We start from the raw sequence: 15,316 nt of genomic DNA, 5'->3' as shown, positions 1-15,316 counted from the left end.
GCCGCCAAACGCTGCCAGTAGTCGGTGCTATGCCGTCGTAACCAGCACTGCCATGTCGGCGTGTGGGATCGGGCAACCCACAACGGGGCGGCGCTATCGCGTGGCAAACTGACGTTGTAGTCCAGCGATTGGCGGGTGTGCGATGGGGTTCTGGCAGAACAGACAGGCGCGCAAGCAGGCTCAGCGCGAACGCGCAGCGCGCAACGCAGCCTTGTCCGTGGCGGTCGGTGTCGAGGTCGCACTCCTGCGGATCGCCGCAGGCAAGCGGCCGAGCCAGATCGCCGACACGTTGAGGATCAGCGTCGTCCGGTACTGCGGAATCGAAGAGGGCGGCGTTGCTCCGAGTGTGTCGATGGCTGAGCTGGAAGCGATTGCCAGCCATTACGGGACCACCTTCAACGCGCTCTATCAGGCCGCGGTCGACCGCATCGAGCGTGGAGACATGCCAACCCACAGTAGCGCCCGCGTGTGGGAACAGGCGATCGGAATCCCCGCCAGCGATGATGACTTCAGGCGCCTGGCCTCACCCGGCTAAACCCCGAACAGGATTCTCGCGGCGGTGGGCGCTGTGCTGATGTGTGGTGGTCGGCCCACCGTGGGACATGCCTGGGATGACCCAGCCGATGCACCTGTGTTGAGCATGGGATCGGCAAGCAGTACCAACACCCGCACGACAGCGTCGTTCTATCTGACTCCCCTGCCGCCGGGCCCCTTGTCGATCGTGATCGCCTGGCCTGCAATCGATCTCGCCGAGCACCGTTGGGGTTAGATTCCGTTGTGCCTGTGAAGTTGACCTGCCAAGTCCGGGGCGGCGCAGGCTAACGACGTTCGCTTTCGCAGGGGAGATCTGCGGCGGGAGACCGGGGGTACGTGATGGCGGCGGTGGTATGTGTGCATGGGATCGGGCAGCAGGTCTCCGGCAACGAGGTCATGCTCGACGCGTGGCTACCCGCGCTAAACAGCGGCCTGGTGCTGGCAGGTGCGGACCGGCTCACCTATGGCGAGGTCGCGACTGGGTTCTACGGCGACCTGTTCCGTCCACGCGGACAGGTGTTGTCCGCGCCGGAGCCGTGGTACGACGCCGACGATGTTGCGCCCGGCCTGGAGCAGGATCTGCTCACCGCGTGGTGGGAAGCTGCCGCGAGGACCGACCCGACCGTGCAGATCCCCGACGACCAGAGCCTGAGCCGAACGCCGGTGTCGGTGCAGCGCATGCTCGAGGCGCTGGCTGATTCCCGGTTCTTCGACCGGTTTTGGCACAGGAAGTGTGAATCCGGGATCACGCCAAAGATTTCGCGATACGGGCCCGTAGCCGATCTACCACGGCGGCCTCGGGCCAGCTCACCGGTGAGGGCCGCCCCCACAGCAGCAGATCCAGTGCCATCGGCGAGGCGCTGATCCGCACATCGGCCACCCGATTCGATTCCGCCGCAGTCACCAGATGCGTGCCGGGACCGAGTTCGACAAGCCAACTTCCGCTGCCGTAATCCAGCAGGACGGTACCCGGCGCGCCCGCTGCAGCCTCGTTCGACACGACGATATCGGGGTCGCCCGCCATCCAGGTCAGCACCTCGTTTATCCCGTCGATCGCGAGCGCATCATCGACCCGGCTCACCTGTCCACCGGCGGTGAGTTCGGCATCGATTCGATGCACCATCGCCTCGTGGGCCATCCGGCGTGCCCATGCACCGACCGTGGACTCGCCCGCGCCCTCCATCCACGTCCACGCTAGGGATCGCGGGTCGAGCTCGGCCAGCAGCGCGGCCAGATCAGTGACCACCGCATCGTGTCGTTCCAACGCCAAGGGAAACGCCACCTGTGCCGCAGCTTCGACATCACCGCCCGCCACCGCCTCACCCGCAGCGCGCAGCACAGCCGCCTTGTGGGCATACACCTGCACGACGTGGCGCACCAAGTCCAGCGCGGTCCAGCCAGGGCAGCTCGGCACAGGGGCATCAGATGGACTCCGGCGCAGTACTTCTGAGAACCTGGCCGCCTGCTCCCGCAGGGCGCGGATGTACTCCTCATGCTTCAGCCAGCTCGATGTCTCGGTATTCGGCGATCGCGAGGCCATGTTCGCCAATCGTAGACCCGGTCGCAGGCTCGAACCGGCCCACGACCGGTATCGACGCCCTATCCACGATTTCAGTTGCCGACGGTACCGACATCGGCCCCATCGTTCCGGATGCGGCATTCATTCCGTGGGAGGGTGAATTATCTTGTGCGAGAGCAGTTCCGGTATGCGTATCGGTTCGGCGGCGGGTGCGCGAAGTCGGCTCGGTGTAACCGCCATGCGCCGGTCCGGATTCGCTGACATGAACCGCTCATCCTTTCGCGCAGCCTCGCACATGCTGACCTGCAAATTTCCCTGGGCTGGGGAAACGGTGGAGCCTGTCAGTTGGCGGCGCTAACGTCGCACCCTGACCGAACGGAGCCCAGACCCCACACAAGCGACGCGCTTCGCCATCGAATTCCTGACGCTGTGGGTCTCGGCAGACACCGACGACGAGTAGCGCACAGCGGCACTCAAATACATCGATCAGAGACTCACAGGTCCCGATGCACTCGACCCGATTCAAGTGATCCGCGGCCAGCTGTTCCTCAACGAGCTCCTGCTGTTGAGCGTCGTCGCGGTGAACGGAGCCCAGCCCGCGGACATTCCAGCAAAGGCATTGGAATGGCTTCGAGACCTCTCTCCCCAGTTGCCCGGGTAGAGCGTTCGCTTGTGCTGACCCGCGAGCCACCCGCTTCGGCTGCCCAGCCTCGACGGTGGGCTCCCACCTTCGCTACGGGATATCGCAGAGCGACCTTGTACGACATGCCTAGACACGCCGGGTCGCCACCTGATCCGAGACAGTTATCGCAGGCACTGCTGGTAACGGCTCCGTCGCGAGAATTCGTCGACGGCTTCCGGCGGGCTCTACGGCCGGTTGAACGGTATGTCGGTGACCTGAGCCGACTCCTGCGGGAACTTACTAGGGCTGAATGAGTGGCCAGAGTTTCTCGGCGATGCGTTGTCCGGCGGCGCAGACCTGGTCGGTGTCGACTTCGGGAGCGCCGGGGCGGCGGACATAGACTTTCAGCAGTTCGACCGGACGGTAGGGCTTGGCGGTGGAGCGGTTGGTTTCGCCGGGCCACTGGTCCCAGGTCTTGCCGGTGGTCGAGTGCGAGCACACCGCAGCGCCGGTTTCGCTGATGGAGGAATGCATCACCGAGGTTGGCCGCCCGGCCACGGTGCTGTTGGGACGCCCGTAGGCGCCGCCGCTGGCACGTAGTGCGAACTCATTAATCACCTCGACATCGACAGCCAGGACCGCCTGACTGGCGCCGGTCCCGGCTGTCCACTCGCATCGTATTCCAAGGCTGTTGTGGTCCATACCATCGCTGCGACCCAGCGCGGCGGTGATGTCTTCGGCCGGCACCTTCGAACACAGATCGACCGACCCGAGCGAATCTGCCGGGTAGGCCACCCGCGGCACTTTGCCGTCCAGGAGGGCCAGGATGACGGCGCTGGCCGCTCGTTTACCGACGGTGGCGATATCGAGTCCTTGGGCCAGGACGCCGGTGGTGTAGTCGAATCCGCGGTCGCTGCCAGCGGCGTGGATTGTGACTCCGACCCCGGCTTGGTCGTGGATAACCTCGACCCATTCGTGTTCCTCGGCGTCCCAACCCCCGCTGCGTTGCAAAGGACCGTTCTGTTCGGTGATAACCGTGGGGCCAGACGGTTTCGCCGCGGCGGCATCGGGGTCGATGTGCACGTCGACGCGGATGCCTGCCTCGCGGCCGCTGGCCGGCGACAGGTAGTAGTGGCAGCCGTGCAACCTGGTGGCGCCGAATGCGACGTTGATGTCCTCGGCAGTGTTGGCGGCGAGGTGTTCGGCGGTGATTAGCCCGCACGGGTCGATCGTGGCCGCGTCCGCGAATGATGCTGCAGCACTGCTGCCTTCGACCGGGGAGCAGCTGGCCACCAGCATGACACCGCATGCGACCGCTCCCAGCATCGGCGTCGCCCGCGCTCGCAAACCATCACCGAAGAACCCCATGACCCCTACCCTTCCCCGGACGATCTGCCGAAGAAGATACACAGTGGTTCCCGGGTGCAGGTGGGCGCCTGGTCCCACAACGGTGGCAACGACAACCTGGCCCGGCGAAGGCGGTTTGGCGCAGCATTTCGAACAGCTCGGCATCGAAGAAGTGACGCTGAACCTCATCGTCCGTCGTGTCGATCACCAACACCATCTCGGGACGACGGCCGCCTCGGCTGGCGCCGATCCATCCCGCCCTGCCACATCAGGACCTCGAGTCCAGCGCACAGTAACTGTGGGACTGGGCATCTCGGCTCTCCTCGCATTTCGTGGGCACATTCGCAAATCCTGACCCCGGTTACGGGTTCGCGGGCCGCGCGCTACCGCACGCGCGTCGACCGGCGAGGGCGAATCCCCTGCCGGTGGGCGCGTCAGCGCGCGGCGATGGCACAGTTGCTTGCCGGTCACGGGATCACGATCGCATCGTTCCTGTCGATCAGCGCGGTGCCACCTGGTGTGCGATCGCTTGATAGGTGTGCTCGGTGATGACGTCGTGAACTAGTCCAGGTCGAACTGCGCCTTCAGGATCGCGATCCCGCCGCGCGGCCGCCGCTGGCCCAACGCAAATCTGCAGATCGAGGCCGAGGTCATCGGGGCCAGTGGCCTGAGCATGGGCTGCGGTCGCCTGACGGCTGAAAGGATCAGGATCATGGCCACCGCTCAGGGCGCCGCGCCGGCTCAAGCAGCGAATCGCGCCCGGATCTCAGCGACCTTCTGCGCGTCCAATCCCGACCATCCCAGGCGAATCGCAAGCATTAGGAATCCCTCGACACTGCTGATCAACTGCCGCAGCAAGACCGCCTCCGTGGGATCCTCGGTATCGGCGTGCTTGAGCTTCTGGGCATTTGTACGAACAACGATCAGCCCCGCGGCCGCCGCCTCATGGAACGGTGACGCGGCGACGACTTGCGCGCCGTACGCGACGCACAGTGCCTGAGCCCGTTTGGTGGGCTTTCCGGCCGACGGGCCCCGAGTGATCAGATAGTCGTTGCCGCTCCGGTTGGTAGCGGCCAACCACTCCAGCACATCGGCCTCCGGGAACGCGGTTCTCAGCAAGCGGTCGATCAGCTCAACCAGGGAATGCGCCGCCTGCGATACACCATCTTCGGAGCTGTCGAGCGCGAACCGCGCGCCTTTCAGCTTCCGGCCCATCGCCGAACTCAACTCCTCTAACGATGCACGGGTCGGGCCGGTGACGAGCGGTCGAAACTCCTCGATCAGCCGCGACAGGTCGATGCCATCACCAGTCTCGGTGGCCTGCAACTCCATGGCGTCGAAGTCGAAGCGAAGATCGATCGCTTTGTGCAGAGCAGCGTCGATCGTCAGCACCGCACGTAAGGCGGCTGTAGGCCCGGTCAGGCCCGTTTTGCCGAGCTCCTTGAGCTGGGCGGGAGTCAGCAGGGCTACGCAGTCATCCAGCGCCACCGCGTAGGGCCGCACCCACGCCGACACCCACAGCAGAAGCTCACCCACCACCGTTGCGTCCTCCAGGATCGCTGCGGCAAGTTTGTCGTAAGCCTTCGCACCAACCAATCGGCGCATGACCTTCTTCCACGTTTCTGTCTTGAATTGCCTTGTCCAGCGGTGGATCTGGTCTTCGAGCACCGAATTCATCCAAGTGGCGAACTCTTCGAGCGCCGCCGCGGTCTCCATGTCGTCGCCCACGGCCTGCTCGAACCAGTCGAAACGCTCACCCACAGGGCGTGGATCGGTCGGATCGGTCACAACGTAGGCAGCCGCGACCAGAGCGTCCAGCACCCGTAGCGTCATCGGTCCAGGACCGATCAGAAGCCGCGTCCGTGCAGGGAGCTGCGCCAGCTCGCGAACCACCGCCGACCGCCTCATCGAAGCGTAGTCCGGGGCATGACCGGTACCCTCGTCACACGCAACCTGATTCGCGTCATCGTCGCGGAACACGATTTCATCACTCATCACTCGCTGCCTCTCCATCCGTCGCGGATGAACCCATGCACGTCGAGTCGGTGACGGAGCTGCCCGCGCGAACCCATGCTCGCGATGCCCCTGATCGACTCCACCACTGGAACTTCCAGCAGTCTTGTACGGTCGCCAGCTTATCGACAGCCACCGACAACGCACGCGAATAAATACCTGCTCGGCAGGCATGCCGTGGGCCGGCAAGGTTGGTTTGGGATCCGGCAATTCGCGCCGAGCGTCGCGACAGCATTCCACGAATGAGGCATCTCCGACGACGATGCCAAGCCCTCAATGCGGACATCCCACGCGGGTGACGCCGCCGACTGTGCGCCGGTGACTCCGGTGGGGCGAATTCTTCGGATCACCCAGCTGGGGCGTCCCTGCTGGGGTTGTGCCGATTGCATGCACCCGCACAGGGTGCATCCACGGAAACAGTCAGCCATTTCGGGTGACCGGGATTCGGGTATCCGTACAAATGGGGTGCGGAGCCAGCGTTGACGCCGCCTTTCCGCTGCCGAAGACTGCTAATCAGTTCCAATCATTTCCAACGTGCTTGCTGATGATTCAGCGGTTCTGCTGGCGCGTGTGGGGATGGTAAATCGACCGGGGCGGAGGGGTTTACGCGAACGCCATTGTCCTGCACGGGAATCGGGCGTTGTCCTTGCGCACCTGATTCGGTGGAATCTGGACGCGGGCCGACACGAAAGATCGACGTGGTTGGTCTGCCTGTTTTTGATGCGCGAAAGTCGCGAATCGAGTTTGAAAGGTCGGAGGTAGTTGTTGTGCGAGCTCGCGCTGTAGCAGCGTTTCTAGTGTTGATCGGCTCCGGTATCGGTGCGGTGACGGCGGCTGGGTCCGCATCGGCGGCAGAGCCGGTGCCAGCGCTGCCAGGCGTGATCGCGGGGTTGCGCCTCGACCACAGCGAGACAGTCGCGGTGGCGAACAGTCCGATACCGTCGCTGCTGGGCATCGGACTGTTCGCGCCGATCGTGAGCGTATCCGTACCCGAGGGGTCCCCGACACCGCGGAGCGAGGATGGTGCAATCGCAGCGTCCATGCCGACAATTTGGGCCGACATGGCCGCTGTCCCGAACGGTCGGATCACGGTCGCCCTGGTGGATCCAGTGCGGTTCGGCGGCAAGGTCGTCATAGTCAAGCAGGTCGTCGAGTGAGTTCGCGTGGCTCGGCCGATTCCGTCCGAGCCACGCTGCGCTGCGGTGCCCCGGCAGCATTCGGCAGTGGGGACGCTCCCATAGCCCCGACGCCGACCGCGTAATCGACAGGCTGGTTTGGCAATCCGTCCGCGCCAACTACCACAGAGCTACGCTGCAGCGATGAATGCCGTCGGCCCGCTGTGGGATCCCCGCGCCGAAGACGACCTGCGACAGGCTGCGATCGACGGACTACTCGAAGAGACCCACATTCTCGACCTCAAGCGCGAGCTCGAAGCCGGACCATCGGCGAACAAGAAGTTCGCCTGCGATATAGCGGCATTCGCGCTCGATGGCGGAACTATCGTTATCGGCGTCGACGAGGACACCACCCCGCCGAGCCTCTGGCCTGTCGATCTCGCCGGTCTCCCGGAGCGCATCGAGAGCATCGCAGCGACCGCCGTGCGTGAGGGAGTGCGGGTCCGGACCACCGCGATCCCAGCAACCGGAGCGCCCGGAACGGGGTACCTCGTTGTGCACGTACCGCCTTCGCCCCGCGCACCGCACATGGCTGGCGGCCGCTACTACGGGCGCGGCGACAAGCAGAATCGCGTTCTGGACCACACTGAAGTCCTGCGGCTGCATGAACGCCAGTTCGCTGCACGGAAAGACATCCTGCCCGAGGTTGGGCAGGCCATTGACGACCTCGGGCCGCGCAATGGCCTCGACTCGATCCTGGCGATCCTCGCCCACCCTCTCGGAGCCCCGGACGATATGCTGGTCCCGCTCACCGAATCGGCGGGCTGGTCGACCGACATCCATCAACTCGTCGTTGACGTCGAATCCTATGGCGCCGTGGCGGATCCCAATTTTCGCAACACCCCCAGGTTTGCACGCAGACCACACGCGGTTGCGATAACCACCGGGATGCACAACGGCCAACGGTGGGAAGGCACAGGGCGCGCAGCCGAGCTCCAGTTCCGCGAAAATGGTGCCTTGTTCCTCGCCTCCGAACGCGCGGTGACTCCTGCCGGGTCACAAGGAAACACCTTCTCCACGAACGCGATCTTCGAAACGCTGATCGTGGAACGTGCTGACCTCCTCGTGCGCCTTGCCGCCCGCATCGCTCAGGCCTACCAGTTCCCTGGCAGCTGGCGATTCGGGCTGATGTTGACCGGCACTCGCGGCGCGACGTCTTACACCCTCGGCGCCGACGGCTTCGGAAGGCACCGCGAGCCATACTCCGAAGCCTCATACCAGCGCACTGCTGACGCCGCTCTGCTCGACCTCGTCAACGACCCGCGAGCCACGGTCAAAATGCTTGTCGGGCCTTTGCTGCGCAGCCTCGGGGTGTATTCCCGCTGGGAGTCGTACTTTGCCGAGTAGCGCTGGCGTGATTGTCGAACCCCTGTCAGTCCCCCACATCGAGGCGGTCATCGATCTCTTGGGGACCGGCGGCCGATACATCACCCCGCATACGTGGTCGGATTACTGGGTGTACGCGACGTTGTTCTCCAGCACTGGATCGCTGGTTTGAAGCCCACGTGGCTCTGCGCCAGGCGATGCACCCAGAAACACTCGGAGCCCAGGTCAGAGCACTTGGCGTCCCCACCGTCCCCGGTCGCGTCAGGCGCGATCCATCAGCACGTCTCGAAGTGGCCGCCCAGTCATCACCGACGCTCTCAGCTACACCACAACGCAACCACCCGGGCCGCCGCCCAGGTCGGCGCCGCCTGGATCCCGTATGCCGCAGGCCGCGGCTGCAGCCTCTATCGGGTTGGACACCACGAACCGCTGCGCATAGCTAAGTCGACAGTTGATTACGCGATCTCACCAGTACCCGAACCCGAGCAGTTCGGTGAAGGCGATCCCGACGACCGACGCGCAGCGGGTGTCGGTCGTGGTTGGCTTCGAGCTCCGCATCGGTGCAGCGCCGCAGCAACCCCGCGATCATCGCCGCCACTTCCGAGCTCGAGCACAATTTGACCTGGAGTAGGTACACACTCCAGGTCCGTAGCGCGTGCGGTCGATCAAATGACGTGTGCGACCTCTGCCGCGATAGCTTCTGCGGCTGCGGCGGGGTCTTCGGCTGTGGCGACGGCCCGGCCTATGACGAGGATGTTCGCACCTGCGTGAATGGCCTCGGCAGGCGTTGCGATCCGCTGTTGGTCGTGTACGGGGCTTCCGGTGGGGCGGATGCCGGGAACGACGGTGAGGATGTCGGGAGCTGTGTTCCTGATGACGGGGAGATCGGTTGCGGCGCATACGATGCCGCCGCAGTTGGCTGTGACGGCGTCGGCCAGGCGTTCGTTGAGCAGTGCGGGAGTGGCGTCGGGTGCGCTGGTCAGTACTGTGACTGCGAGGACGGTGGGCGTTGGCATGCCTGCCGCATCCGCGCCTTCCTCGAGTCCTTTCACCGCCGCCTGCAGCATGGCCTTTCCGCCGGCCGCGTGGACGGTCAGGTACTGGACGCCCAGTGACCCGAGAACCGTGCTGGCGCCGTAGACGGTGTTCGGGATGTCATGCAGTTTGACATCGAGGAAGACGTCCATGCCGAGATCCTGGATGGCTCGCACCGCGTCGTGACCGGCGGCGCTGAACAGCTGGAGCCCGACTTTCGCCACGCCGATGTGGGGTTGCACCGCTTTGGCGAGGGCCAGGGCAGTGCCCAGGTCGCTGGTGTCGAGTGCGATGGCGAGCCGGTCCCTGGCTTTGGTTGTTGAGTGCATCGAGGATCCTCCTAGTCGTTTCCGAGTGGTGCTTCGTATGTGTCGAACGTGATGACGGTGTCGCGCGCTGGCCTCACGTTGATGACGGCTTCCAGTGCTTCGCCGTCGGCGCCGTAGGTGCCGTGAATGTGTTCGAAGACGATGTCGTCCGCTTCGATTCCGAACACCTGCTGTTCTGTGTCGGTTGCGTGCCGCGCTCGAATTTCGTTGGCGGTGCGGGTCACGACGTGTCCGGATGCTTCGACGTACGCGACGACCTGGATACGTTCGTCGGTCTCTAGTCGGGGAGCAGCGGCGACGATGGATTCCGGGAAGAACATCGAGGTTTCTTCGGTAGGACATTCATCGACGTATGTGCGGCTGCGACGGTGGAAAACGCGAGCGCCGTCCTCGAGCTCGAGCAGATGAGCGATGACGACCGGTGGGATGGTCCATTCACGCGCGACGGTGTCCTTGCGCACTGATCCGCTCACATCGCCTCCGAAGACCAGCCCCTGCGCGGCGCGCGCTCGTGCGTAGCGGCCGTTCATCGGCCACCTGGTTCCCCGCAATTCTGGCGGCATGGGAACGGCCCGCATGCCGGGCCGGGCGATCACCAATCCTTCGGCGACCAGGTGCTGCACTGCCCGCCCCGCAGTCTTCAAGTTGACGTCGAAGCGGCTGGCGATGTCGGAGTTGCTGGGAAGCGACTCGGTGTCGTAGTTGCCAGCGAGCACTTCAGCTCTCAGCGTCTCGGCGATCGAGAGGTATTCGGGCTGTTTGGGCATGCTCTGACGGTACCGGAGCGCTGGTGGTCATCGGCAAACCCCTCGCCACCTAGTGGTTGTCCACCTGGTGGACAACCACTAGGTGGATAGGTACCGTGGGCGTACTGGAAGGCCGTGCAGCATCTCGGCCGGGCACATCGTGACCGGCGATTCGCGTGCTTGCCTCACGGCTTCTCTGCAGCGCCGAGCGCAGCCACCGGAGGTGGAGGAGAGCATGATGCAGACACCGCCGATCTCGACGGATCGCTTCTCCGGTCTGCCTTCACGCGACCTCCTGCTGATCGCTGTATGCAGCGACAAAGGCGATCCGGATCCGATCTGTAGCTGGGCGCGAGAACTCGTCCGCCTGCACCGCGCGCGAGAAGAATTCCCCGACACGGCCACCGTGTGCGACTGCCGCCGGGGCGAGGCAATAAGGCAGATCACCGAGTTGGCTTGTGCTGCAGAGCCATCGGCTACGGTCGCACGCTCGATCGGCCTGCTGATCGACCGGATCGCCGCCGCCGCCGAACGTGCGATGCGCTACCTGGCAGCGTTCGGCGCTGGCTCGGAGCAGATGCATGCGGCATGGACAACGCTGGCCGAGCTCGAGCTCGAGTACAGCGACCTCATCTCTGGCCGATTCGACCCCCGTGAACGGGCCCCGTCGTGACGGGCCGCTCGCATCACTGGCTGCGAGACCACCGAATCTCCCGCGAAACAGCCTGACCACCAACATCGACGGCTCCCGGGCCCCGCTCCGGTCGAGCCGCGCCCTCGCACGTCTTCTTTCTGGTTCCGCCACATCCAATGGAGGTGACTCTAATGAGCACATTGATCCCGATCTCGAATCGCAGGCCCCGACAGATCCCACGGGTTTTCGACTTCCAGACATCCATCGAGACGATCCGCGCGCACCACTGGCGAGTATTCAGCGACGCATACAGCGGCTGTGCGTTCACCTGTTCGTATTGCCTGTACAAAGGGCCCGGCGACTACGGTCGGCATGTGAAGGTGTCCCCCGGGTCGGCCGAGGCCGACCCGTCGATGGGCATCTTGGACATCGGGACCACGACCGACCCGTATCAGCCGATCGAGGCCACCGAGCTTCGTACCCGCGGGATCCTGGAAGCGGCGCTCGCCCAGCAGATTCCGGTGTTCCTGCTGACACGTGGAACGATGGTCACCCGGGATCTCGACGTTCTCACCGAGCTGGCCAAGCGGGGCCTGATCGAGGTGTGCTTCTCGGTGATCACCCTGCGCGAAGACTTAGCGCGGACCCTCGAGGTCCGCGCTCCCGCCCCCGCCGACCGGCTCAAGGCCGCCGAACAGGTGGCCGCGGCGGGAATCCCGGTCAGTTTCCACGTCGCGCCGGTGATCCCCGGCCTGCAGTCGCCAGCCGAGATGGACCGGCTCGGGTACGAGTTGGCGTCGCTGTCGGGCAGGCACGTGTTCAACGCGGTCCTGGGCGCTCAAAAAGCGTGGTGGAACACGTTTTACGGTGTGATGGAGGGGGCGGCGGACGCGATCGACTCGCTCGAGTTGTTCCGGGCCGCGTATCCGCGTGAGCTGGACTTCGAGCGGGACGCCGCGGTCAACTGCGGCCTGTCCGATGCCTTGTCGACGCTGCTGCCGTTCCGCGACGGAGTGACCAGGGGTGGCGCGACATTCGTGGCGGAGAACTTCCCGCACCTGACGACCGGCCCGCTGGAAGGCGGCATCTACCGGTGGAAGTTGCCGACGGTGTACGACATGGCGCGGTGGGTGAGCGCGCAGACCGGACCGGTCGACTGGGGTGCATTCTCCGCCTGGTATGCCGGACACACCCCTGGGGACCGGCTGACCGGCCTGGTGCGCGGACTGTGGGACCAGGGCGAGCTGTTCGTCGGCACCGCCGTCGGCCCCGCCGCCGAGCCAGGCACCTACATCGGCGGCGCCGAAATCGTTGAGACAGCACGCACGACGCTGGTCGCGCGGCGCGGAGCACGGAAATGACCGGGCCCGCCACGGACTCGACGACGGCGGGTCAGATCCGCACGTTGGAGCACCTGGTGCGGCGCGCCGAATCCGAGCTGCGGCCGGACGTGTGGGCGTATATCGACACCGGCAGCGGCGATGAGATGACTCTCGCCGACAACCGTCAAGCGTTCGGGCGCTGGCAGCTGCTGCCCCGGCAGCTGGCCGGGGTCACCACCGTCGACACTGGCACGACCTTCCTGGGGATCGGCCTGTCGGCGCCGGTACTGACCGCGCCGATCGGGTGCGACCGGTTCCTGTTCGACGACGGGCTGTGTGCCGTCGCCGCCGCGGCGGCTGATTCCGGGCTGGCGGCGGTGGTCGCTGAAGCGTCGGGGTGGCCGCTGGAAGACGTGGCCGCAGCGGCGACCGGTGGCCCGATGATCATGCAGGCCCACGCCAGCGGGGATGTCAGGCAGTTCGTGGACCTGGCCGAACGTGCCGTCGCGGCCGGGTATCGGGCGGTGTGCGTGACGATCGACTGCCCGGTCCTGGGGTGGCGGGAGCGGCTGCGCCGTCTCAGCGTCTCCATCGATCCCGCTCACTACTCGGGCAATCACCCGGACGGCCGTTTCGCGGCGGCGCTGGTCGGTGAGACCGGGTCGTGGTGGACCTGGCGGACATTGAGCGACGTTGCCGCCCGGCTCACCGTGCCAGTGATGGTGAAAGGGGTGCTGTGCGCGTCCGACGCGATGCACGCGGTGGACTGCGGGGCGAGCGCTGTCGTGGTGTCCAACCACGGCGGCCGCCAACTCGACAGCGTCCCCGCCACACTTGACCAGCTACCCGAGATCCTCGAAGCAGTCGACGGACAGCAGGTGCAGGTGGCGATCGACGGCGGAATCCGTTCCGGCGGCGACATCTTCAAGGCCCTGGCGCTGGGCGCGGACGCGGTGCTGATCGGCCGACCGGTCGCCACGGGCTTGGCGCTCGACGGGCGGGCCGGTGTGAACGCGGTGCTGGACCTGTTCACCGCCGAACTGGTGAACACCATGCTGCTGGCTGGCTGCGCCCGCATTTCCGATATCAACCCTGATCTGTTGCGGAGACGCCAATGACAACTCTCGACCCGACCGGCCTGGCCCACCACATCGACAGCGACGCCGCGGTCCTGATCGACCGCACCGGCCAGCACTGGCACGCGCACCCCGAGCGGCTGCAGCTGTCCGGGGACGCACTGATCGGCGGGGTACGCCGCGACCCCGCCGAGAAAATGGTGGTGCAGGCACCCGCGACCGGTGACCCGCTCGGCACGGCCGCATCCACGACCGCCGAGGAAGCGCACGAAGCGATCCGCCTGGCCCGCACCGAATTTGGCACCGGCGACTGGGCCCGTGCCCGCCCGGCCGACCGCGCGGCAGCACTCGAGCGGTGGGCGGACCTTCTGCACCGCCACTGCGACGAGCTGGCCGTGCTGATCTGCGCCGAAACCGGCAAACCGGTCCGCGACTGCGTCGAAGTCGACATCGCTGGATGCGTGCGGGCGATTCGCTGGTCGGCCGCCGCGATCGGCAAACACGGCGGACACCATCCCGACACCGGCCCACACGCCCTGGCGGTGGTGGCCCGGGAGCCAGCTGGGGTGGTCGCGGTGGTCACGCCGTGGAACTTCCCGCTCGCGGCGCTGGGATACGAAGTGGCACCGGCGTTGTCGCTGGGCAACGCGGTGCTGGTCAAACCGTCCGAGCACGCCCCGTACGCGGTGCTGCGCGCGGCCGAACTCGCGCACCAGTCCGGTGTCCCGGGCGGGGCGCTGGCGGTGCTGCCCGGCGGGCCCAGCACCGGCGCCGCGCTGGGCCGTCACGCCGACGTCGACGTGATCATGGTGATCGGGTCCGCGCTGACCGGGCGAGCGTTCCGCCGGTACGCGGCCGGAACAGGCGCTCAGGTGTGGTGCGAACTGGGCGGGAAGTCGACCGCCATCGTGTGCGCCGACACCCCCGACCTCGAGCAGGTGGCGCGGAAACTGGTGTGGGGCATGACATTCAACGCCGGGCAAATGTGCACCGGCGTCACCCGCATCCTCGCCGACCGCACGATCGCGGACGACCTGACCGCCGAACTGGAGACTGCCCTCGACCGGCTGGTGATCGGGGACCCCCGCGACTGGGACACCGACGTCGGCCCGATGATCACCACCGAAGCCGCCGTCGCCGTCGTCAGCGCGATCGACCGGGCCCGCGCCGACGGTGCAGTTCTGCGGCGCGGCGGCCCGCTCACCACGCCACCGACCCGCGGCGGCGCCTACCTCACCCCGGCCCTGCTTACCGCCGTCACCGCGACCATGCCGATCGTCGTCGATGAAGTGTTCGGGCCGGTCAGCTCACTCATCGCCGTCGGCGGCCCGGACGAAGCCGTTGCGGCGGCAGCGGGTTTCGGCACCGGCATCGCCGCCTCGGTGTGGACCGCCAGCCTCGACACCGCGCTGAGCGTGGCGGGACGGCTCAAGGTCGGCACCGTGTGGGTGAACGACTTCGAGGCCGACGACCTGACCGTGCCGGTCGGCGACCTCGGCCGCGGCGGGTCCGGGCACTCGAAAGGCCTTGCTGTCCTGGACAAATACAGTCGCTGGAAAACGACGTGGGTCACCGTGCGCGCACGGTGACCCCCCCATCCGCCACCAGACCGGAGGCGCGCGCGGAAAAAAACCCCCT

At 66.0% G+C, this 15,316-nt stretch carries 11 protein-coding genes; 6 read left to right on the top strand and 5 right to left on the bottom strand.

The window, feature by feature from the left end; genetic code table 11:
* Positions 1–142: 142 nt before the first annotated feature.
* Positions 143–535 (top strand): helix-turn-helix transcriptional regulator, encoded by a 393-nt coding sequence (locus AB0H61_RS26100; protein WP_357309309.1) that lies wholly within the window; start codon positions 143–145, stop codon positions 533–535.
* Positions 536–1,279: 744 nt separating this feature from the next.
* Here the strand turns inward: AB0H61_RS26100 and AB0H61_RS26095 are convergent.
* From AB0H61_RS26095 to AB0H61_RS26085, 3 genes are all read right to left on the bottom strand, one after another.
* Positions 1,280–2,074 (bottom strand): maleylpyruvate isomerase N-terminal domain-containing protein, encoded by a 795-nt coding sequence (locus AB0H61_RS26095; protein WP_357309306.1) that lies wholly within the window; start codon positions 2,072–2,074, stop codon positions 1,280–1,282.
* 901 nt (positions 2,075–2,975) lie between these two features.
* Positions 2,976–4,043, bottom strand: coding sequence for a hypothetical protein (locus AB0H61_RS26090; RefSeq protein ID WP_357309304.1), 1,068 nt, complete (start codon positions 4,041–4,043; stop codon positions 2,976–2,978).
* 720 nt (positions 4,044–4,763) lie between these two features.
* Complete coding sequence (locus AB0H61_RS26085) at positions 4,764–6,017, bottom strand: hypothetical protein (protein WP_357309302.1); 1,254 nt, start codon at positions 6,015–6,017, stop codon at positions 4,764–4,766.
* 1,337 nt (positions 6,018–7,354) lie between these two features.
* Between AB0H61_RS26085 and AB0H61_RS26080 the strand changes: the two genes are divergently transcribed.
* Entirely contained in the window at positions 7,355–8,557 is a 1,203-nt protein-coding gene (locus AB0H61_RS26080; protein WP_357309299.1) for an ATP-binding protein, read from the top strand.
* A gap of 644 nt (positions 8,558–9,201) precedes the next feature.
* Here the strand turns inward: AB0H61_RS26080 and pyrF are convergent.
* Positions 9,202–9,900, bottom strand: a complete 699-nt coding sequence (gene pyrF, locus AB0H61_RS26075; protein ID WP_357309296.1) for an orotidine-5'-phosphate decarboxylase — start codon at positions 9,898–9,900, stop codon at positions 9,202–9,204.
* 11 nt (positions 9,901–9,911) lie between these two features.
* Positions 9,912–10,667 (bottom strand): GntR family transcriptional regulator, encoded by a 756-nt coding sequence (locus AB0H61_RS26070; protein WP_357309293.1) that lies wholly within the window; start codon positions 10,665–10,667, stop codon positions 9,912–9,914.
* A 214-nt stretch (positions 10,668–10,881) separates the two neighbouring features.
* On the opposite strand from AB0H61_RS26070, the gene AB0H61_RS26065 reads away from it, so the two are divergent.
* The 4 genes from AB0H61_RS26065 to AB0H61_RS26050 all read left to right on the top strand — a co-directional run bounded on the left by AB0H61_RS26065 (position 10,882) and on the right by AB0H61_RS26050 (position 15,267).
* Positions 10,882–11,319 carry a hypothetical protein gene (locus AB0H61_RS26065; protein ID WP_357309290.1) on the top strand — a complete coding sequence of 146 codons (438 nt, stop codon included), beginning with the start codon at positions 10,882–10,884 and terminating at the stop codon, positions 11,317–11,319.
* Positions 11,320–11,471: 152 nt separating this feature from the next.
* Positions 11,472–12,641, top strand: a complete 1,170-nt coding sequence (locus tag AB0H61_RS26060; protein WP_357309288.1) for a radical SAM protein — start codon at positions 11,472–11,474, stop codon at positions 12,639–12,641.
* Complete coding sequence (locus tag AB0H61_RS26055) at positions 12,638–13,720, top strand: alpha-hydroxy acid oxidase (protein WP_357309285.1); 1,083 nt, start codon at positions 12,638–12,640, stop codon at positions 13,718–13,720. Before AB0H61_RS26060 ends, AB0H61_RS26055 begins: the two co-directional genes overlap by 4 nt.
* Entirely contained in the window at positions 13,717–15,267 is a 1,551-nt protein-coding gene (locus AB0H61_RS26050) for an aldehyde dehydrogenase family protein (RefSeq protein ID WP_357309282.1), read from the top strand. Before AB0H61_RS26055 ends, AB0H61_RS26050 begins: the two co-directional genes overlap by 4 nt.
* Positions 15,268–15,316: the final 49 nt, after the last annotated feature.

The sequence above is a fragment of the Nocardia sp. NPDC050710 genome (assembly GCF_040654375.1).
In the GTDB taxonomy this organism is placed as follows: Bacteria; Actinomycetota; Actinomycetes; order Mycobacteriales; family Mycobacteriaceae; genus Nocardia.
This window is presented reverse-complemented; position numbering and strand designations above follow the sequence as displayed.